The following is a 20,077-nucleotide window of genomic DNA, read 5'->3' on the forward strand; positions in this document are numbered from 1 at the left end:
CACTCGTGTACACTGTAAACTTATGTTTACACATTTTTGTAAACTTATGTTTACACATCCTTTTAGAGATCAATATTATATTTTTTAATTTTTTGATATAGTAAAGTCCTTGAAATGCCTAAATCTTTTGCTGCCTTTGTTCTGTTATAATCGCATGATTTCAATGCATTTATAATTGCATCTTTTTCTATACTTTGTTTTTTATCCGCCAGCGAAGCATCTGAGCTGCGAAGTATTTCGCTAGAATCAGATTTGTTATCCCATTTATGAATATTCACAGTTTCTATTTTTTTAATATCATCCAAAGTAATACTTCTGCCCATAGATACATTCATAGCTCTTTCGATTATATTCTGAAGTTCCCTCACGTTTCCCGGCCAATCTCTTTGTTTAAGATATGTCAAAGCTCTAGATGAAATTCCCTCTATAGGTCTGTCCAACTTTTTATTAAGTTTATATATTATGCTGTCTGCTAAATCTGGTATATCTTCTCTTCTTTTTCTAAGAGGAGGAATAACTATATTTATTATATTAAGCCTGTAAAACAAATCATCTCTGAAATTGCTGTGCTTTACCATTTCACTAAGTGAAACATTAGATGCCGAAATAACTCTTGTATCAATAGGCGTACTTTCACTTGAGCCAATTCTTTCTATTTCTTTTTCCTGAAGAACTCTCAGCAGCTTTGGCTGGATGGTGAGATCCATTTGATTTATTTCATCAAGAAAAATACTCCCAAGGTGTGCCATCTCAAATTTCCCTCGTTTGCCGCCTTTTTTTGCTCCCGTAAAGGTACCTTCTTCATATCCAAAAAACTCTGATTCCATAAGTGTTGCCGGAATGGCAGAACAATTAACCTTAACAAACGAAAAAATATTTCTCAGACTGCAGCTATGGATTGAATGAGCCACTAATTCCTTTCCTGTACCTGTTTCACCTTCTATAAGGACTGTCGAATCCGATGCTCCTGCAAGATAAATGTTTTCTTTCAAGCGTTTTACAGCATCACTTTGGCCTATTATATCATCTATAGAGTACTTAACTCCACTTCTTTTTCGCATTTCTTTTTTGAGGAATTCATATTCCTCAGTAACAGCCTCCAGCCTCTCCGAAAATTCCAACGCCTTTTCTATACATGAAAATGATGAAGAAATATAACAGCCTATAATATCATTTTTTTTATCATGTATAGGAACATAAGTCATAATCCCCGGCAGGCTTTTCCCATCTATTCTTCTAATAAAAAAATCCGCAGTAAGCACTTTCCCCGATTTTATGGCTGATAATGCTCTCGATCCTTCAATAAGATCATGATTGTACTTTCCTATGGCTTCTTTTTCAGATATGCCGGTATCTTCCTGCCATTTTTTATTTACATAAATATAACAGCCTTCTTTGTCTGTTACAGAAACAATTCCCGATTGCTCAAATATAAGTTCAACAAATTTCATAGGTACATTAAACATAATCTAGCCTCCATTAATGGTTCTATATTTTATGCATTTGTATTTTTGATTTTGTTAATATATTATCACCTTTTTTTTGCAAATGGAAGTCTAATTTTATTTTTGTTTCAGGTTCTTCAGTAAAAATCTCATGCTGAAAAAGGCTCAAAGCTAGCTGGATGGTGAGTTGCAAACAAAAAAAATTTCCAAAAAACTATTTATAAAATTTTAATGTTAATGTTTTAAATTCCATTTTTTAAAAATCACCCGCAAAGAAATTTTATTGTATTTTATGTATTAAAATACAATAAAAGACTTTCGCAATTTAATTGGAAAGCCTCTTATAAAATTTATATTGTTTGTATAATTTTACAATAAATGAAAATTCAGAAAAGTTAATTTTCTTCAATAAATTTTAAAATATTCTTTAACTTTTCACCTTTAAAAACATATTTTTCATTACAAAAATGGCATACTGTTTCTATTTTTTCGTCCTCTTCTATCAGCTGTTTCAAATCATCTTTGCCTATAGTCATAAGCGCCTGCTCCATTCTCTCTTCAGAACAATCACATTTAAATCCAACTGGAATCTTATCCGTTATTTCAATATCAAAGCTGTTGAAAATTTCCTTTGCAATCTTTTCGACATCATAATCATTTTCAAAATATTCAGAAACCGATTTAAGGCTTCCCAACACCACTTCAAGTTTTGCCAAATCTTCTTCTTCAATAAACGGAAGAGTCTGAACTATAAAACCGCCTGCAGACTTGACACTATAGTCTCTGTCAATTAATACACCTAGTGCTACAGCAGAATTTTGCTGTTCAGACTGACAGTAATACATAGCTATGTCATCCCCTATTTCTCCTGTAACAATGTCTGTACTGCCTACATAAGGATCTTTTAGTCCTAAGTCCATCATTACCGTAACTTTGCCGTTAACTCCTACTGCTCCGCCCACATCAAGCTTGCCATTTGGTTTCAGCGGTAAATCAACATTAGGATTATCAACATAGCCCTTTACATGCCCTCTGTTGTCGGAAACTGTCAAAATAGTACCTATTGGACCTCCGCCATTTATATTTATAGTGAGTTTATCATCTTCATTTTTCATCATATAACCCATCATCAGGGCCGCAGTCAGCGTCCTTCCCAATGCAGCTGATGCTGTTGGCGTCGTATTGTGATGCCTCCTCGCTTCCTCAACCGTATTTGTGGATTTAATCATAAATAATCTAAATGTATGCTTCTTATCTATTGCCCTTATCATGTAATCCATTATTGTTTCCTCTCTTTCTTAGCGCAAAAAACCGCTCTCATAGAAGTATTATTATACATCTTATCACTATAATCACCGTAAACTTCAATATGTGAAAAGCCGATTTTTTTTAAAAGTTCCGTAATTTTTTTTGCATTATGTACATACTGAGTCTGAATTTCATTTATTCTTGTATATTTATTTGACGAGTCCTTAACAAAAAAATTTATTTCAATATCTACAGAATTATTTTTTTCATTCGCCATATTTTCCCAAACATAAAAAATTTCACCGTCATCATACACATAAGTTTCATTGAACATTGATTTATACTTAAATTCTGTGCTCATATCAAAAATAAATATGGAATCATCACCCAGATGATTGTATATATTTGCAAAAAAATTTTCAGTTTTTTCAAAAGTAAGATAATTTATTCCGTCGCAACAACATATGGCAGCATGGAATTTGTCGTCAATTTTAAAATCTGCCATATCCATGTTGAGCAGCTTAACAACCGGACTGCGTCCCAGCTTCTCGTACGCTCTCATAAGCATGTCCTGTGAAAGGTCAAATGCAGTAACTTTGTACTCATTTTCTGCCAGTAACTTTGTTATACTGCCGGTTCCGCATGCAGCCTCAAGAATTTTTTTGCCGCCTCCGATATTTCCGGTATTATTTATTATAAAGGATGTCCATTTTTCATAATCTATGTCATCCATCAGCAAATCATAAATTTGCGAAAATTCTTTGTAGCTTTTATTGAGCATCCTATTTCTTCCTTTGTTTTTTCTTAGCAGTCATCAAACCGCCTATTCTGCCGGTTTCCTTGGCAGTGAGTCCTCCCCACCCAAGCTCTTTTACTTTGTCCATCAGACCTATTTCTTTTGCTATTTCAAGCTTCATTAAATCATCAGGCGTGAGTTCCTTTTTCTTTTTTGCATTTTTTTCAGCCATAATTACCTCCTTATCACAAGATTATTATGATTGAAATAATATAAATTATTCCCGCTTTTCTTTTTTTGTCAACAATATTACTTTTATCTCTCTCAATGCAAGCAATATTTTATTCAATGTATACTGCATGCTTATCAATATTACAAAAAACATTACTACTATTATAATTTTAATCTGTAAATCCATTAGCCACCTCTGTATTTTGAGATTTATACTGTTTCAGGTTTGCAAAAGATATTGCTGAGCTTATAAAAAACACCAAAGCTGCCGAAAAAAACGGCAGTATACTCCCAAGTTCATATATGAATCCTGAAAACAGCGATCCGAAAATCATTCCGGCTGCTCTTACTGAGTTAAATATCCCTGATATTATTCCTCCTATGCTTGGGTCCTGTCCCCTGGTAACAATGTCCTGCTGTATTGGAAGATATATTGCGTTGAACATAAAAAACACAATATTTGCAATAAAGAATGGATATAGTGCCGGAATAAACGGAACTGCAAGCGATGAAATACCGCATAAAAGCAGTACAATTATCAGAGATTTTCTGGAATCTGTATATTTTTCAATGTATATGTTTACCGTAAAGTTTACCGTCAATGTCACAACGCCTATTACAGCTTTAATCACACCGTTATATGACGACGGAAGTCCCAACATATCCCTTAAATAATAGTTAAAAGCATTGTCATATGCAGTTGTTGCAAAGCTTGTTAAAAATACCGCAGATAAGAATGTTATCAGTATCAAAGGCATCTTTCCCATTACTGCGCTGTATGCTTTGAAAGGATTCAACGACTTTCCTGAAACAAATTTTGTATGCTTCGAGCTGGTATCTTCAAGCATAAGACATGTAAAAATACCGTTCAATACAATTACTGAAGTTTGCAAAATAAACACTGGAGTAATTGAATAGTTTCCCAGCATTCCCCCTATAAAATATCCAAATGCCGCTCCCACAGAATTTATTGCTACATAATAGCTCATGTTCCGTCCTCGGTTATTCTGGTCAGTCAAATTAACCAAATAAGCCAGACTGCACACATACATGCCTGCACTGAAAAATCCAGCAATCAACCGTGCAACAATTGTCATAAGCACCGTGCTTGTTAAACCGAATAAAAGCTGTGAAGCCCCATATATAGGTCCAACAAAAGCCATAACTCTAACATGCCCATACCTGTCCCCTACAGTTCCCCAAATCAGTGAACCAATAAAAAAGCATAACGACATTGCAGCAAATGAAACTCCGAACAGATAATCTTCAAAACCCTTTTCAATAAACATTGTCGGTGTAACCGGATGAGCTAAATTGCTGAATACTGCAAAAATCCCAAAAAATATATATAATCTTTTTATTGATAGCTTTTTCAATTACTCCTCCGGCTCAATGTCAAATTTTACTATACAGACTATACACTAAAATCATAATATTTTCAAGCTAAAAAAGTGAATACAAACCTTCCGAATTAATGGTAAAGTCATAAATTTAAGCAGCCCGTCATTTCGGCAGCAGCTTCTTCCAATAATGGCCGGGCTGCAACAAAGCTAAAAGTTTCTGCTTAATACATTTCTGACTGTGAAATCTATCAGTTTTGGTATATTTTCAAATAAATCCTTCTTATAAACCCTTTCGGTATATTTGTGAAGATCTCTTCCCCATGGGCCTATGTTAAGAACCGGAACTGACTGTTCCTTTATGGTATCTAGAGGTATATAGTACGTATCTCCCCAAAATATCATATTGCTGCTGATATAATCTATGTTTTCGCTGTCAGCTGTAAATGCTGCATAGCTTAAATCAGATATTCCCGTAAAATAATTTTGAGTATATATTCCACTGCCTATTTCACTTCTTGCAAATTTGTCCAGCTTAATAAGCAGTTCATTAGTTTCATCTGAATTTTTAAGCATAGAATTATTGATGCTCGGGTAGTAAGGAGGTGCCAGTGCTATTATAACCATAGGAGATAAATCATCGTAATACTCAAGAGTTTTTTCTATAAGAAGGTAAGCACCGTCAATTCTGTTAATTTCGTTTTTATTAATCTTGATCTCCAGTTCTTTTTGAAATTCAGCCAATTCCGTCGTAAACATATCGCCCTTTTTATCTTTTATTTCTCTATAAACTTCACCGTAAAATTTTACGTTGGGCTTCCACTCCGCTGCATTGGAATCCACGTCTGATAAACTTTTATATTTATCATAGCTTAACCTCATACTGGATATAACTTCTTTAAATGCCTCAATACTTACTTTTTTAAGCTGATCCAAAATTTCCTTGGGAGATTTTGTGAGAGTAAGAACTGACATATATCCTCCGGCTGTTAAAGGCAGTGACACATCGTACACATATTTTCTATCCTTAAAATACAGCCATGTTGGAGGAGGAGTCACCGTATTCCCTGCTTTTTCCATAAAATCAGGATTCAAATCGGTCTTTACCACTATTTTTGACAGCAAAGTAACCGGATTAAAGCCATTGTAAATCTGGCTGACATGGGCAAGCTTACCACGCACAAGAAATATGGGCATCATCTTTCCAACAGAACCGTCATAAATTGTTATTTCATCTTCGTTGCTTCTTTCATGAGGCTCAACATTTAACATCAATGCATATTCCAATTCGTATTTTTCTCTAAGCTCCTTCATCAACATCACTGCCGATCTCATACCGGCAGACAGGTTCTCCTCATCCGGAACACCCATCAAAAGTATATTACCTGCAAAATTTTCTTCTCCCGAATATTCTTCAAACAATGATAAAGCTATGCTTGCTCCGCCTTTCATATCTGAAGCGCCTCTGCCAAACATCCACTTTCCCGAATATAAATCTTCTTTAGAAGTTTCATCCATCTCAACGTTTTCAGACTTAAAATGCTTTTCTAATTCATCCGGAGTATAAGCAAACTGCTTGTATTTCCCATAATCATCCGTATCAACCGTATCGGTGTGGTGAATCATCACTATAGTCTTAGTTCCTTCTCCCTTAAGCAGCGCCCACGGACAGCTTCTGTTTAAAATATCATTTTTCATTTCATAAAATCCGCAATATTCCGGGTCCCTTTTCAGATACGGCACTGAATCAAACCACTTCTTAAAGAACATCTCGTTATTCCTTTCAAGCTCAGTTCCGGTATGCGTCCTAGTCTGCAGATAATTCAATAAATTTCTTTCTATTCTTTCAGATAGCTTCATCCCTTTATCTCCATTCTTTTTTAAAATTGTATACTATAATAATAGTATACTCTTTTGAAAACATTTTTCCAATATTAAATTATCCCCCCAGAATAACCAACTTACATAACCCTTCTTTGCCCTTAGCTAATAGCACTGTTACTCACAGCAGTATCCTTTCTATTTTGTTTTAATAACTTATTTATCAAAAAAACCATTATCGGAATGTATATTATCGCTGTCACACCAAAAGTTGCGGAAAAACCTGCGTAATCGGCTGTTAATCCAAACAGCGGAAATATGCATATCATAAATATGCTGAAACACAAACTGTCAAATGACAATATTGTTGCCCTGTATTCAGACGGAATTTCGGTATTTATATAGTCGCTGAGTATCGTAAATGCAAGACCTCCTGAAACAGCGGTCAGCAGATAAAAAAATACAGATAAGTCTTTGAACAATGTCAAACCGGCTAAAGCAAATATATTCACAGAAGATACGGTTATCAAAGTCCCTTTTAATTTAAGCCTGCTTTCTAAAATATAAGCATACTTTGAGCTTATTGCTTCAATTAGACTTCCAGTTGCGCAAATGACAGCAATCATGGTCTTTGTAAAACCAATATCGAAAAAATATTTCTGGCTATAAAAAAACACAGTTGTTTGAAGGCTTCCCAGCAAAGCCGAAAATAATATTATATACAATACAATTTTTCTTTTTCTTATAACACTAATACTTGTTTTTACTTGCTTAATGATTAATTTTTCTTGTTCGTTTTTTTCATTATCTTTTTCAATGCCTTTGTTATGAATTGGCGGCTCGGTAAATCTTATGGATAATAATAATGCTACCGTCTGTACAACCATTCCTAACATATATGCATACAAGAACCTAACATCAGCTAAAATTCCGCCAAGCAAAACTGCAACACCCTGCGCAATAGACATGGCAAATACTAACTGACCCCATATTTTTTTGTACTTTTCTTCTTCCCCCAGCTCTTTCAAGCTGTCATAGATTAGTGCTTCCGCTGCACCTGAATTTAAATTCATCGCAGCGCTGCTTAAAATAAAAGAAACTGCAAAACCAAAAAAGCTGTTTGACGTCATCATAAGATAACATGATACTAATTCAACCACTCTGCCTGCCACAACACAGAACTTTCTTCCTTTCAAATCTGCCAAAGCACCGCTTGGTAACTCCAAGAGCAACCCGGTTATGTGGTAAAGTGATTCAAGAATTCCAATTTCAGCTAGTGTCATTCCTTTAAATGAAAGATATAAAACCCAAATAGCAGAAGTAATATTCAACTGCAAGAAAAAATTATATGCATAACCTATTGATATATTTCGTTTTAATTTTATGTTCAATGTTAATTCCTCCAAATTTATTTTAAAAAACAAAAAAGCCCTATTGACATTTCTTTGGATAAACAAAGAAATAATCATCTGAGGCTTATGGAGAAAGGCATCAAATTTATAGCAATATAAAAAGACTCAAAATAAATCAGAGTCCATGGTTAATACATATAATATAATTATATTTATTACACTGCAAAGACATCATAGATTTATACAATCGTCTGTATTCAGCCTAAAAATGGACGCACTTCTCCCGCAATGCGCAAAAATACCATTTTTGGACACAGAACTGCTGAATTTACAGATTTTATTCGCAGTATCGACTGTATTCATGATTATCCTCCTGTTGTTATTATACTCGTATTATACAATAAGCTTTATTCATTTGCAAACATTTTTTGAATTACGCCAAGTTTTTATTAATTTACACTTCTAAATGCACCATATAAATATCTAATATGATTGAAAGATCATCCTCTTAAAATTTCTTCAACCTGTTCAGATTCAATTTGCTTTTTTAAAAAACTAATTTTTGTTTCAACATAATTTTTATGCTTTATCCACTTTAAACCTGTGAAGTTTGAAAGCAACAATTCGAGAAATTTAATCCAACCAGAATACATAGGTACCACACTTCCTGACCAACCCCATGTCATAGGAGTTAAAGGAATCCTCTTAAAGTCTTCAAATAATTGATTATTCTCAAGGAACAGCAGAACATATTCTTTTTTTCTTTCTATTTTCAATTTGGATATAACCGAAAACAAACAATGCATCTTTGTTCCATCATTAGAGAACAGTTGAATACATTTTCGAATCCACTCATCTTGTCTTTCTAATAAGTTTTGCTCATTTTGAACTGGTAACAGTATGGACTCCAAAAAATACGGCACAGAAATTGTGGGATACTGACAATTTTTTATTAGTTGTATAAAAATCGTATTATAAATTTCTAAGAAATCATCCAATTCAAAGAAACATCTATGCATTTCTTGATGATCACTAAAAGCACCTCTGTTTTTATTAACTAAATAATCAATATACTCATCCAACACAGATGGTCTAACCAAATAAAGCTCTTTTAAGAATTTGCCATTATAATCATGATTGCTATCGTATGACAACATTGTGCAATAGATTTCTTCGAGCAGCTCCAAGTTTCTATTAAATTTTCGGATAACATCCCGTGGTGTATTATGAATGTAATCAAATAGCAAATCAAAATAAATATGCACTATAAATGGTGAATATTCCATTTTAGTTAAAATAATTTTGCAGCCCTTTATCAAAGCATCTTCGTCTACAACACTGTACTTCTCAAAAAAATCCACATCACGTAATGATGTTGAAGTAATAATTCCATCAGAAGTATCTTCCAAAAATTCATAAAGTCCATATAAATGTTTTTCTGTAATTAACTCTGATGGTAATTCATGATAATAAGCGTATAACCACGCATTTTTTTGCTTGTATTCACTACCAACAATTAGATTATACACTTCCGAATCAGTTAACAAGGAAAAAAGAACACTTACTAAGCAATATGGATGCAAATTGTATGGGGTATCTTTTTCTATGTAATACTTAATTGCATCAACATAGCAATCTTTTTTGTGAGAAATAGCATTAAAGGCAATACCTAACCCTTTTCCAATTTCACAAGCATTGTAATCATTAAAACAATTTATGTCATAACAAACATCAATTAACCGTTTAAACATTACTAAATCACAATTAGAAACGTATTGTTCAATTGATTTCCTTTTTAGATTTCCATATTTGCTATAATCAATTTTTCCATTATAATCAGGTCCTTCAAGAAGGTGATATAAGTGAAAATGCTCTCCTACCAAATATTCAACAAACAATGATTCACATGAAATGTTCATACGCTCAAAAATTTGTACTAATCTATTTGCCAATAGGCAATTTCGCAACTCATTTGATGGAAAATCTGCTTCCAAAATAATTTTAATATATGTCAAATCAAATTGTAAAACAGGAAGGCTTATTTCCTCAATTGTACCACTATAAGAATCAAGTATTTTCCTAATTTCTTCTTTGTATTTATCAATTTTACAAAGTTCAGATAAGTACTGCCAAATGAGCTTTCGATATCTTTCAACACCTTCAGAAATAATTAACGGGATTTGATAGATAATAATTGTGTTCCTTCTCCCGCTCTCAGTAGAAGAAAAATGCAATTTCAAAAATTCTTTTGCTATTTCTAAGAAAAGAATGACAACAGATTCTTGTTTCCAATCATCTGAATATTCTTTTATCTTCTCTAAAAAAACTATTTGTGTTTGAAACCCATAGCTCATAGAAACTTTTTTTATACCATAGTATCGAATAACTGCGTGATAAAATTGCATATACAAATCCGGGCGTTTTAAATAATACTGAAAAAATAAATCTAATGCCGTTGGTAGATCAGGCGTATCTGCAAATTCACCAAGAATTATAATAATATCATTTGTTACATTCTGATAGTTCTTTCCTTTTTCAGTATCAAAATCAAAACTGCCGATAATCACATTTTCTTCATATTCAATTTTATTCTGCAAAATTAGAAGTGTTTCAGTGGGATTAACGCGAAAGAATACTTTGACAAATTCGAAGAAATATAGAGATTTTTCTTGTGATAACTCATCCCACAGCATTTTAATTTCTTTCTCAACAAAACAAAATATATCTTCATTTCTAAAAATATTTAGTAATGTGTTAATGGACGAGATTGTTCTCTCTCTATAATTTTGAAAACATGATTTAATCATTGCTGACAGGCTAAGTAGCTTTTTATCGAAGAAAACATATTTAAGTAAATAATTGGACAGACACTGCTCAGAAAAACGAACCGCTTTATCATTGCAAATATCAACAATTTCTTGTTCATGAAGCTTACGGATATTTTCAATAAACCTATCTCTGCCTAATCCCTTTTCTTGTAAAATTGGTAAGAATGAATCAATATGTTCTAAATGAATTGCTTCCAAAAATGCAACTATACCAGCAGTTACGCACATATTATTATCAATAAGTAATTGTTGTTTTTTTAAAGAAGAACCATAATAATCTTCATACAATTGTGATACATCATTAATAGAGTCCAAACGGTTTGAACTACAAGCTACTTTTCCTGCAAGTATGGCAATTCGGGCATTTCCCTCAGAAATTTTTATGATTCTTCCTTGATAATCCGAATTAGTAATTCCTAATACTGTTTCAAGTAACTTCTTAATTTCATCATCTGTGAATGAGCAAATATTTATATTTTCATATGAAGTGATTTCACGAATATCGTTTGTCACTTTTTGAAGTGCATAATCTCGAACTGTAATAAGTATTTTCACATTATATCCATCAGGTTTCATGGTTGTATAACGAATTATATGTTGTAGTCCTGACAATTGATTTGCATCATCAATAAAAAGAAAATAGTTGCCAGGATTGTCTATGAAAAGCTTTAAATCTTCATAGATAGGTAAAGCATTACTATGTATACAGTAAAATTTTTCATTATGAGTACTCGAGTAACTTTTCGCATAATGCAAAGCCAACCGAGTTTTTCCTGTGCCAGCCGCACCACTTAGTATTACAATATCAGATTTTTGATATGCTTTATTAATATTATCAATTTCTTTATCTCTAAATAAAAATTTAGTGTCAATTGGTGCTGCCATCCTGTTTGAGTTATAATACCTCACAAAATCGTCACATGATTGAATTTGATCAGTGCTTATTGATATTCCCAAAAAATCTCGAACAATAATGGGATATAAAAGATATAAATCTTCTGCGAGTTTGTCAATTCCAATAATTGTAAGTTTAATTCCAACATCTTCGCATAAAGTTTTTACTTTATCATCTTGTAAAGGTGTAATGTTAGATGAAGTATGGCAATAAATGATTTCAGCAATTTTATCATGAGTAACACCTGTTTTTGATACATCCAGGCACTTTGCAAGGTCATCCTTAATTTTTGTAAATAAACTTGTCTTTTGAGTTGTATATTCTACAAAAATATACTTTCCATCTGATGTATTAAAATAAGTGTCAGGTGTACCCGAAGTTGTTTTTCTCGTTCCTGCTTCTCCACCAAGAGATACTATATTAGGATAGCCTATTTTATATAAATATGAATCGCAAAGATTTTGAAATGATCCTGCATCTAATGTGCGTATTTTTTGTTTAATGGTTTCAATCTTAGCCATAATGCGACATCTACCTCTCTAGTTCAATTCTATATCAATAGCTCACTACACAACGTTGGCCAAATAGCATCCAATATCTTCCCTAAGCGCAAATCACCTGTGCCCAGCGTAGAGTGATTGCCCATTTTTCCGTTGTTTCTTTCGTTGTCATATAGCCCATAAAAATATATTTTGCCGAATTAGTATTGTATATATTATATATTGCACCGATGAATAAAGCAATTAGCTTTGTGCAAATAATGGGAATATTTACAGTATTATGCTTAAGTTTGCTGAAGGATAGAAGAAAACCTGCTTCAAGAAATAAATTAATTTTATATTTACTTTTTAATTTTTTATTCGATTTATTTCGTTTTACAAGAATAGTAGTAATTTGTTTACTTAATTCCTTCAAAACTTCCTTAAGCGCAAAAACAAGGCACCTGCAATACAAAATAAAACTAACCAAACTATAACAATAGGGGGTATAGAACCTATTCCGTCTAAAGCTACCCAGCCATAGAAAATCGCGAAAATTATTGCAGGTATGAGAACGCCAGTTTCCTCATGTTTGTTCTCTTTTGCCAAATAAAAATAATCTTTACTTAATTTAATCATAGATAAAAGAAAAATAATATTATTCTGCTTGCACAAATTTTATGTCACTTATATTTCGTACAAAGCGAGCGTAAGAGCTAATTATATGTCAAAAAGAGGGCCGCCCCGCTAATTTACAATCAGCAGGGCGATTTTACCTATGAAAAATCTAGCATATTCTATGATAAATGAAAATTCATCACACTCAATCCTCAAATATTGGTTCGATATGCTCTCTAATAAACTCTATCCTGTCCTTAGCATTTGGTATGAAAAGAGAAGCAATAGAAACCACCAATTTTTTCTTTGTATTGATGTAAATTACATTTCCACCGTCTCCCAAAGCGGTGTAAATATGCTCTTTCTCGTCAATAACCCACCATAGATAGCCATAAGACAACTCTCCCCAGCGGCTATGCTCTTTGGTGCTTTCGTCTATCCACGTGGGCGGTACAACTTGTTTTCCCTGCCACATGCCACCATCTAAATATAGCTGACCTATTCTCGCCATGTCCGCAGGTGTTAGAAAAAGGCCCCAGCTTGCCATGTTGATTCCCTGCGGGTCAACAACCCAGCCATAGGTGCTTTTATCATTCATAACGGCGATATGCTCTTCTTGATTCCGCAATACAATATTTTGAGGAACATTTATTCCCAGTGGTGAAAATAAATGTTCTGTAGCAAAATTAAGTATTTGTTGCCCCGTAGCTTTTACCAAAAGGCCCGACAAAATATGGGTTCCACCGATAGCAGAATAATTGAATTCCCCTATAGTTCCATTTCCGCCTAATAAATCGAGTGCATCTCGAATTGGGTTCGGACTTGTAAAGAACTTTTCGTACGGTTCTGAATCATATTTATAGGGTGCGGTCATGGTCAGCATATCTCTGATCGTAATACGCTGTATCGTTTCTTCGCCTTTGGCTACCGTATAATCCGGGAAAAAGTCTAATACCTTCTGGTCGACACTTTTAATATACCCCCTATGAATGGCAATGCCAATCAGCGCTGAAAAAATGCTTTTTGTCACCGAATATACATGAATGGCGTTATCGGCTGTATATCCGTTAAAATAATTTTCATATACCGCTTCACCGTTTTTTAACGTAACTATACCAGTAATATTGTTATAATCATTGTTGATTGTTTTTTCAAGCTCGTTCATTTTTTCATAATTCATATAATTTAATTTCCTCCTTTGAGTTGTGAAGGATATCCTCAAATAAAGGATAAGGCCATTAAAAATTGATTGCAAGAACTTTTTTAAAATCTTTAATTTTACTGCACAATCACCTAAAACCATCACATTAAAACTCCCTTAATCTCAAAGATGCAACCCACTTTGAATTCTACCTTAAAATATTTCTCACTTAAAAAAACTGCATTTTCATTGGTCTCTACCAACAAAAATACAGTTTATAACTTGTGTTTAACGGTTAATAATTTTGTCATTGCATTTTGGAAACTGGACTTGAACTGACATATGAGAGATTATGCTAATAATAGCTATTGCAAATTTTCTGCATTAAAACCCCTTGTCACATATCCAGCAGGAATTTGACTAATTTCCATGTGTGGTCTTGAGTCAAATTTTTCATAATTTTCAACATTTGAAAGGAGAATCTTTCTAAAATGTATCGGAAGCCCAGCACTACTATAAAAGCTTTGCCCTGTTTGTAGTTGAAAATGCAGATGTGGCTCGGTTGAATTTCCTGTATTACCACACTTAGCAATGGGTTGTCCTCGTGAAACAGTTTCTCCAACTTCGACACTTATACTGTCTTCTTTTAAATGTGCTAATGTGCTGTATTCTTGTTTATCGTGTTTTATTACAACATAATTTCCTGCAATATGTTTGGCTCTAGAATAAAATTGACCTCTTTTGAAAATTAAGCTGTCTTTGGCATTGTTCAAAACTTCCACAATTACACCATCGGCAGGAGATAAAACATCTCTGTCATAGCAATAATAATTTTCACTTTGATTGAAGGCTCTGTTGTATGATTTTCCATTTTCATCTAAGATAATAAAATCATAAGCATATCGCTGTGTGGGAATACCCCATGAATGAGAGTATTCTTTTGTGAAACAACCATTTACAGCCGTCCATTTCCCTTTGAACGGTAAATCGTATTCAACTTTACATTTATAATTATCCACCGACGGCATATTATTTTTATATTTTTTATTCACTTTAAACATACCTATTACTTGCAAGAATGAACACTTATATACAGAAAAATCAAGTGTCATTTCTATAAGCACAAATAATCCAAATAAACAAAGCATTTTTAAAATAGGTGAATTGCTAAACAGTGTTCCTATAAAAGCTATGATACCCAACCACTTTGCATACTTAGAAAAGAAATATATATAATGCATACGGACCTCCTACATGATATGTAAATAATCTTTATTTAATTTTATCATATATAAAAGAAAAAAGTAATATATGAGTTTAGTTCTCGCACATAACTTTTTGTTGTGTCGTTAGTACAAAATAGATGCAGCTTTGAATTCCAATAAAACTATTTTCAAATAGAGCATCATAATTTAGTAGAAACGTAAGAAATCTACCGTTTATAGGGCTTTGCTTAAACAGCAAATGTAGAAGCATAAAAATTTCTTTACTATTTTGATCACAACGAATTAATCATAAAATGGCTTTCCCGGTTTTTTTATCAAAAATATGTATTTGGGTACCATCCATCTGCACTTTTATAGTATCTCCGGAACAAATATCTGTGTGCGAGGATGTCCGCGCAATTATGATATTGTTTCCAAAGCTTAGGTGAAGGAAGCTGTCTGCGCCCATTGTTTCCGCAATATCAACATGACAGGTAATACTATCGGCGTCAGAACCGGAAACGAATGAACCATCCACATATACATTTTCCGGGCGAATACCCATAACAACTTCTTTTCTGATATATCCTTTTATAGACTGATCCTTGCTGATATCTTCCGGAAGTTTTATTTCACAAGAGTGTCCTTTGCTGTCAATAGTGATATAGTATCTGCTTTCGTCATGCGTTAGGATACCATTTATAAAATTCATGGACGGAGAACCGATAAATCCCGCTACAAACAAGTTGCACGGGGAATAGTACAGCTCCTGCGGTGTACCAACCTGTTGGATAAATCCGTCTTTCATTACCACGATGCGATCGCCCATAGTAAGAGCCTCTGTCTGGTCATGGGTAACGTATATAAAAGTGGTATTCAGCTTTTTGTGTAGCCTAATCAGCTCAGTCCGCATCTGCCCACGAAGTTTAGCATCCAAATTGGATAGAGGCTCATCAAACAAGAAAACTTCAAATTCACAAACTAAGGCACGGCCTAAAGCCACACGCTGTTTTTGCCCTCCAGACAGCGATTTTGGCATACGGTTCATCAAGCTGAGTATACCTAGCATATTTGCCGTTTCCTCTACACGTCGCTTTATTTCATTCTTGGAGGTATTGTGAATCTTTAGGGCAAACGCCATATTATCAAACACAGTCATATGGGAATATAAGGCGTAATTCTGAAAGACCATAGCAATATTACGGTCTTTGGGAGCAAGTTTATTAACCATGCGACCATTGATATAAAGCTCGCCTTTTGAGATTTCTTCCAGGCCGGAAATCATTCGAAGTGTCGTAGATTTGCCGCAGCCGGACGGCCCGACCAAAACAATAAACTCCCTATCTGCTACTTCTAAACAGAAGTCTGAAACAGCAGCAAACCCACAGGGATATTCTTTATAAACATGATTGAGTGATAAATTTGCCATATTTGCTCCTCTCCTTTCAAATGATAGTTACTAAAATAAGATTTACTTTTTATTTCTATGAACAGGAATTATCTAGCTGTCAATCAGATAATTTTTACCTATGAAAAAGACAAAACCAGCGGGGATAAGATATAGGCAGGCTCCCGCAAAAAACATCCCAGGTTCCGTGCTGAGCATACTGCCCAAATGCATAGATAGCGGCTGTTTATGGATAGATTTTATTAACACTACCGCTTGATCTATGACATTCCAATAATCAGCAAATGTCAAGACGAAGAGGGAGATAACGGCCGGTTTCAAGTTCGGCAAAACAATGGAGCGAAACACTTGACCTTCGGAAGCGCCGCTTAGCTCTGCTGCTTCAATGCATTCTTGCGGAAATCCTTTTATATTCTGCCGAATCCAAAAGACACCTAACGGATTGAAAATTCCCGGAAGAATGATGGAAGCATAGCTATCTCGAAGATTCAAAAAGTCTGCCACCAAATAATTGGACACCAATAGGACCTGCAGCGGCATCATCATGATTGCAATATATCCGAAAAACAGAACTTCTTTATATTTCCATTGCATCCTCTCGAATGCGTAGGCCGCAAGGCATGAAACAATGCATTGCCCCAGCACAATAGGCAGGGTCATAAAGATGGAATTTCCATAAAACCGCCAATATGTAGAATGATCGAACAAAAGGTTCTGGTATTGCTCCAATGTTGGATTGTTCGGGTAAAATCCTATGTTTACAAAATGCATACCATTCCTTGCTAAATCCAAAGCGTTAAAGGCCGTTACTTCTGTCGTATACCGGTTCACAACCTCATGACTGCTCATGATAGAGTTAGAAATTGTAAAAAGCAAAGGAAGCAATATAGCAAGTGCAATCATAACAGCGGGTAAATGGCTGATAATTGATGAGCGTTTTGTCTGAGTCTTTGGTAGATGTCCGCCTAATTCGAGAGAGGTAAAGGCATTCGACAGCCTTTTCTGTCTGTAAAACAAAGCAAAAATTACCATGCCAACCAAAAAAATTAGAATATAAGATGCGGCAGTCAGCTTCTGCATATTAAAGCTGAAAAACTGGTTATTCATATAGTGCTGCAACGTATACAGATGATCCGGAGGGTAATTCCCATAGAGAATATAGAGTTCCTTAAATATTTTAAAGGAATTTATAAACGACAAAACCAAAACAACAAATGTGATCGGAGAAAGATAAGTCCATGTAATGTGGTAAAATTGCTGCCACGGACTTGCTCCTGTGCAGTTGGCGTACTCGTAATATTCCATCGGAATTCTTTTCATCCCTGCGTAAAAAACCACCGCTGCAAATCCTGTATTTTTCCAGAGATATATGATAATCGGAATTAAGATTGCCCACCCGCTGCTTGTAAAATTGATAATAGGAAATTCAAGGCTATACAATATTTTATTGATTAGCCCGTTTATATCAAAAATTGACTTCCAGAAGTGTACGGTTACACCGGAAGGAATGATAATCGGGAACATCAATACAGTCATCAAGATACCTTGTCCACGCAGCATTCTTTCTAGCAGCAGTGCAATGAGCAAAGCAATAACAATCAAAACTGGAATACTAATAATCATAAAAACAGCGGTATTAAATAAACCCTTTTGAAACATTTGATTTTGAACCGTATTTATGAAATTTTGCAATCCGATAAATTCTTTGCTGCCCATATTATTAATCAATGCATAATAAAGTGACAGCACTAAGGGAATGAGGTAAAACACAGATAATCCAGCAAGGCTGGGCAGGAGATACGGCAGGCTCTTTTTAAATTTCATTAGTTACTCCTTTCCCGCTTATTTTACACCTAAAGCGCACCTCTTATCTCTGCTCTCCCAAATAGGCAGCAACTCTGGATTGAATAATAGAGGCGGTTTCCTCGGCTGTAGCAAGGTCATAATAGTAATAATTTTCTAAGTCTGAATTGATCAAAAAGTATAGTTCCGTTTCAGATGCTTCTCTGTTGCGCTGTAAGTTCCATTCATGGACAAGGGCAAGCATCTCATCTATTCCATCTTTGGGATTAATCTCTTTCCACTGGATAGAATCTCCGAACATATCGATATCCAGTTCGCACTGCAAGCGAAATGCATGCCGAAAATTGTTAATATTGATTGGCACCAAAGTGTGATAATTCATAACATACTCTTGTGCCCTTTCTCTGTCAGAAGAGTCGGGAGGAGATTTCTCCCCCACACAAAATTTCAAAAACTCCCATGCAAGCTCCTTGTTGGCGCTGCTCGTTGGGATGCCGTATTCAGCCTGCATTGATCTGAACATAGCATCCCCACCGCTGCTTACAATCGGAACTGGTGCCGGTATGTTGGTATAATCGGCTAAAAGATTATAGACATCAATGGCTGTAACCTCTAAGCTGCAGAATACATAGTCAGATTTCATAAAGCTGTCATCGCCGGCAATACGAGTCTTGTCCCACTCTTTATAGACAGGTTCATAGGGAGTTACAATCGTATTGGTTTTTTCTAAATATTCTACAAACTCGTCACTGTCAAACCATGCTTCTCCTGATTGTGCATTGTAATATGCCGGAAATTCATATCTCCAAAAATATTCTTTCACAATCCCTGGCATAATACGAGGCTCCGGGTAAAGTCCAAGAGAAAGTACAGACTCGTATATATCAAGTATGGATTCATAATCCAATACATCATAATTGACGGAAAGTCGCTCTGTTAAAGGACGGCTGACCAACATCATGTCGTAAGTAAAATAAAAGGGCATTGTATACAGTGCGCCATCAATTTCTTTTGCGGTAAAAATGTTCGTATAATAATCTGCTTTATTAAAATTAGGGTCGCTATCCATAAAATCATATAGATTGCAGAGCAGCTCACTTCCGGCGTACCGATATGCTGAAAAATGGGATAGGTCTATGAGATCGGCTCCGTTTCCACTCATAATTTCTATGGCGGTACGCACACCGTACTGCTCAAGGTTTTCAGATTCCCATTCGCCCATGTCCGGCACTTCCATTTCAATTTTCACATTGGGATGAAGCGCCATAAAATCCTGTGCATGGTTCATAATCACAGCATCATAGTAGGTGCTGACCGTCAAGGTTCCGGATAAAGCCTCAACTTTACTGTTTTCTTCTGTTCTTTTATATTCATCAGATTCTTGATTGGAGCAGCCACTCAAAACGAGCACTCCGATCAACAGAATAAAAATGATTGATTTTTTGAGATTCCTGTTCATATATCCACTCCTTAAAAAAACAACTCTTTGCAACTGAAAACAGTTTAACAAAGAGTTGTTTCAAACTT

General features: G+C 34.7%; 15 protein-coding genes. All 15 read right to left on the bottom strand.

The features are described 5' to 3' along the window. Positions 1-62 precede the first annotated feature (62 nt). On the bottom strand, positions 63-1,466 hold the full coding sequence (locus ACS3UD_RS09630) for a sigma-54 interaction domain-containing protein (protein ID WP_308139816.1): 1,404 nt from the start codon (positions 1,464-1,466) through the stop codon (positions 63-65). 374 nt (positions 1,467-1,840) lie between these two features. Then, positions 1,841-2,725 carry an Hsp33 family molecular chaperone HslO gene (hslO, locus tag ACS3UD_RS09635; RefSeq protein ID WP_308139815.1) on the bottom strand — a complete coding sequence of 295 codons (885 nt, stop codon included), beginning with the start codon at positions 2,723-2,725 and terminating at the stop codon, positions 1,841-1,843. Beyond that, positions 2,725-3,474, bottom strand: a complete 750-nt coding sequence (locus ACS3UD_RS09640) for a class I SAM-dependent DNA methyltransferase (protein ID WP_308139814.1) — start codon at positions 3,472-3,474, stop codon at positions 2,725-2,727. Before ACS3UD_RS09640 ends, hslO begins: the two co-directional genes overlap by 1 nt. Position 3,475: 1 nt before the next feature. After that, the gene (locus ACS3UD_RS09645) at positions 3,476-3,661 is read right to left on the bottom strand and encodes a small, acid-soluble spore protein, alpha/beta type (protein WP_308139813.1); all 186 of its coding nucleotides are present in this window, start codon (positions 3,659-3,661) and stop codon (positions 3,476-3,478) included. A 45-nt stretch (positions 3,662-3,706) separates the two neighbouring features. Further along, positions 3,707-3,847 (bottom strand): hypothetical protein, encoded by a 141-nt coding sequence (locus ACS3UD_RS09650; RefSeq protein WP_308139812.1) that lies wholly within the window; start codon positions 3,845-3,847, stop codon positions 3,707-3,709. Continuing rightward, the gene (locus ACS3UD_RS09655; protein WP_308139811.1) at positions 3,831-5,036 is read right to left on the bottom strand and encodes an MFS transporter; all 1,206 of its coding nucleotides are present in this window, start codon (positions 5,034-5,036) and stop codon (positions 3,831-3,833) included. Before ACS3UD_RS09655 ends, ACS3UD_RS09650 begins: the two co-directional genes overlap by 17 nt. Positions 5,037-5,210: 174 nt before the next feature. Beyond that, positions 5,211-6,860 (bottom strand): M20/M25/M40 family metallo-hydrolase, encoded by a 1,650-nt coding sequence (locus tag ACS3UD_RS09660; RefSeq protein WP_440977618.1) that lies wholly within the window; start codon positions 6,858-6,860, stop codon positions 5,211-5,213. Positions 6,861-6,982: 122 nt separating this feature from the next. Then, positions 6,983-8,212, bottom strand: coding sequence for an MFS transporter (locus tag ACS3UD_RS09665; RefSeq protein ID WP_308139809.1), 1,230 nt, complete (start codon positions 8,210-8,212; stop codon positions 6,983-6,985). A gap of 461 nt (positions 8,213-8,673) precedes the next feature. Further along, on the bottom strand, positions 8,674-12,417 hold the full coding sequence (locus tag ACS3UD_RS09670) for an ATP-binding protein (protein ID WP_308139808.1): 3,744 nt from the start codon (positions 12,415-12,417) through the stop codon (positions 8,674-8,676). A gap of 82 nt (positions 12,418-12,499) precedes the next feature. Next, positions 12,500-12,811, bottom strand: coding sequence for a hypothetical protein (locus ACS3UD_RS09675; protein WP_308139807.1), 312 nt, complete (start codon positions 12,809-12,811; stop codon positions 12,500-12,502). A 387-nt stretch (positions 12,812-13,198) separates the two neighbouring features. Beyond that, on the bottom strand, positions 13,199-14,173 hold the full coding sequence (locus ACS3UD_RS09680) for a serine hydrolase domain-containing protein (RefSeq protein WP_308140097.1): 975 nt from the start codon (positions 14,171-14,173) through the stop codon (positions 13,199-13,201). 326 nt (positions 14,174-14,499) lie between these two features. After that, positions 14,500-15,375, bottom strand: a complete 876-nt coding sequence (locus tag ACS3UD_RS09685) for a M23 family metallopeptidase (protein ID WP_308139805.1) — start codon at positions 15,373-15,375, stop codon at positions 14,500-14,502. Between the two features lie 271 nt (positions 15,376-15,646). Then, positions 15,647-16,768, bottom strand: coding sequence for an ABC transporter ATP-binding protein (locus tag ACS3UD_RS09690; protein ID WP_308139804.1), 1,122 nt, complete (start codon positions 16,766-16,768; stop codon positions 15,647-15,649). A gap of 72 nt (positions 16,769-16,840) precedes the next feature. Further along, on the bottom strand, positions 16,841-18,571 hold the full coding sequence (locus ACS3UD_RS09695) for an ABC transporter permease (RefSeq protein ID WP_308139803.1): 1,731 nt from the start codon (positions 18,569-18,571) through the stop codon (positions 16,841-16,843). Between the two features lie 43 nt (positions 18,572-18,614). Further along, positions 18,615-20,009, bottom strand: a complete 1,395-nt coding sequence (locus tag ACS3UD_RS09700; RefSeq protein WP_308139802.1) for an ABC transporter substrate-binding protein — start codon at positions 20,007-20,009, stop codon at positions 18,615-18,617. Between the last annotated feature and the right edge of the window lie 68 nt (positions 20,010-20,077).

The sequence above is a fragment of the Sedimentibacter sp. LTW-03 genome (genome assembly GCF_052059825.1).
Taxonomy (GTDB): Bacteria; Bacillota; Clostridia; order Tissierellales; family Sedimentibacteraceae; genus Sedimentibacter.

Coding starts and splice junctions, on each gene's coding strand:
- ACS3UD_RS09645 (WP_308139813.1), bottom strand. CDS start 3,661: ATGGCTGAAAAAAATGCAAAAAAGAAAAAGGAACTCACGCCTGATGAT.
- ACS3UD_RS09695 (WP_308139803.1), bottom strand. CDS start 18,571: ATGAAATTTAAAAAGAGCCTGCCGTATCTCCTGCCCAGCCTTGCTGGA.
- ACS3UD_RS09660 (WP_440977618.1), bottom strand. CDS start 6,860: ATGAAGCTATCTGAAAGAATAGAAAGAAATTTATTGAATTATCTGCAG.
- hslO (WP_308139815.1), bottom strand. CDS start 2,725: ATGGATTACATGATAAGGGCAATAGATAAGAAGCATACATTTAGATTA.
- ACS3UD_RS09700 (WP_308139802.1), bottom strand. CDS start 20,009: ATGAACAGGAATCTCAAAAAATCAATCATTTTTATTCTGTTGATCGGA.
- ACS3UD_RS09640 (WP_308139814.1), bottom strand. CDS start 3,474: ATGCTCAATAAAAGCTACAAAGAATTTTCGCAAATTTATGATTTGCTG.
- ACS3UD_RS09685 (WP_308139805.1), bottom strand. CDS start 15,375: ATGCATTATATATATTTCTTTTCTAAGTATGCAAAGTGGTTGGGTATC.
- ACS3UD_RS09650 (WP_308139812.1), bottom strand. CDS start 3,847: ATGGATTTACAGATTAAAATTATAATAGTAGTAATGTTTTTTGTAATA.
- ACS3UD_RS09690 (WP_308139804.1), bottom strand. CDS start 16,768: ATGGCAAATTTATCACTCAATCATGTTTATAAAGAATATCCCTGTGGG.
- ACS3UD_RS09680 (WP_308140097.1), bottom strand. CDS start 14,173: ATGAATTATGAAAAAATGAACGAGCTTGAAAAAACAATCAACAATGAT.
- ACS3UD_RS09630 (WP_308139816.1), bottom strand. CDS start 1,466: ATGTTTAATGTACCTATGAAATTTGTTGAACTTATATTTGAGCAATCG.
- ACS3UD_RS09670 (WP_308139808.1), bottom strand. CDS start 12,417: ATGGCTAAGATTGAAACCATTAAACAAAAAATACGCACATTAGATGCA.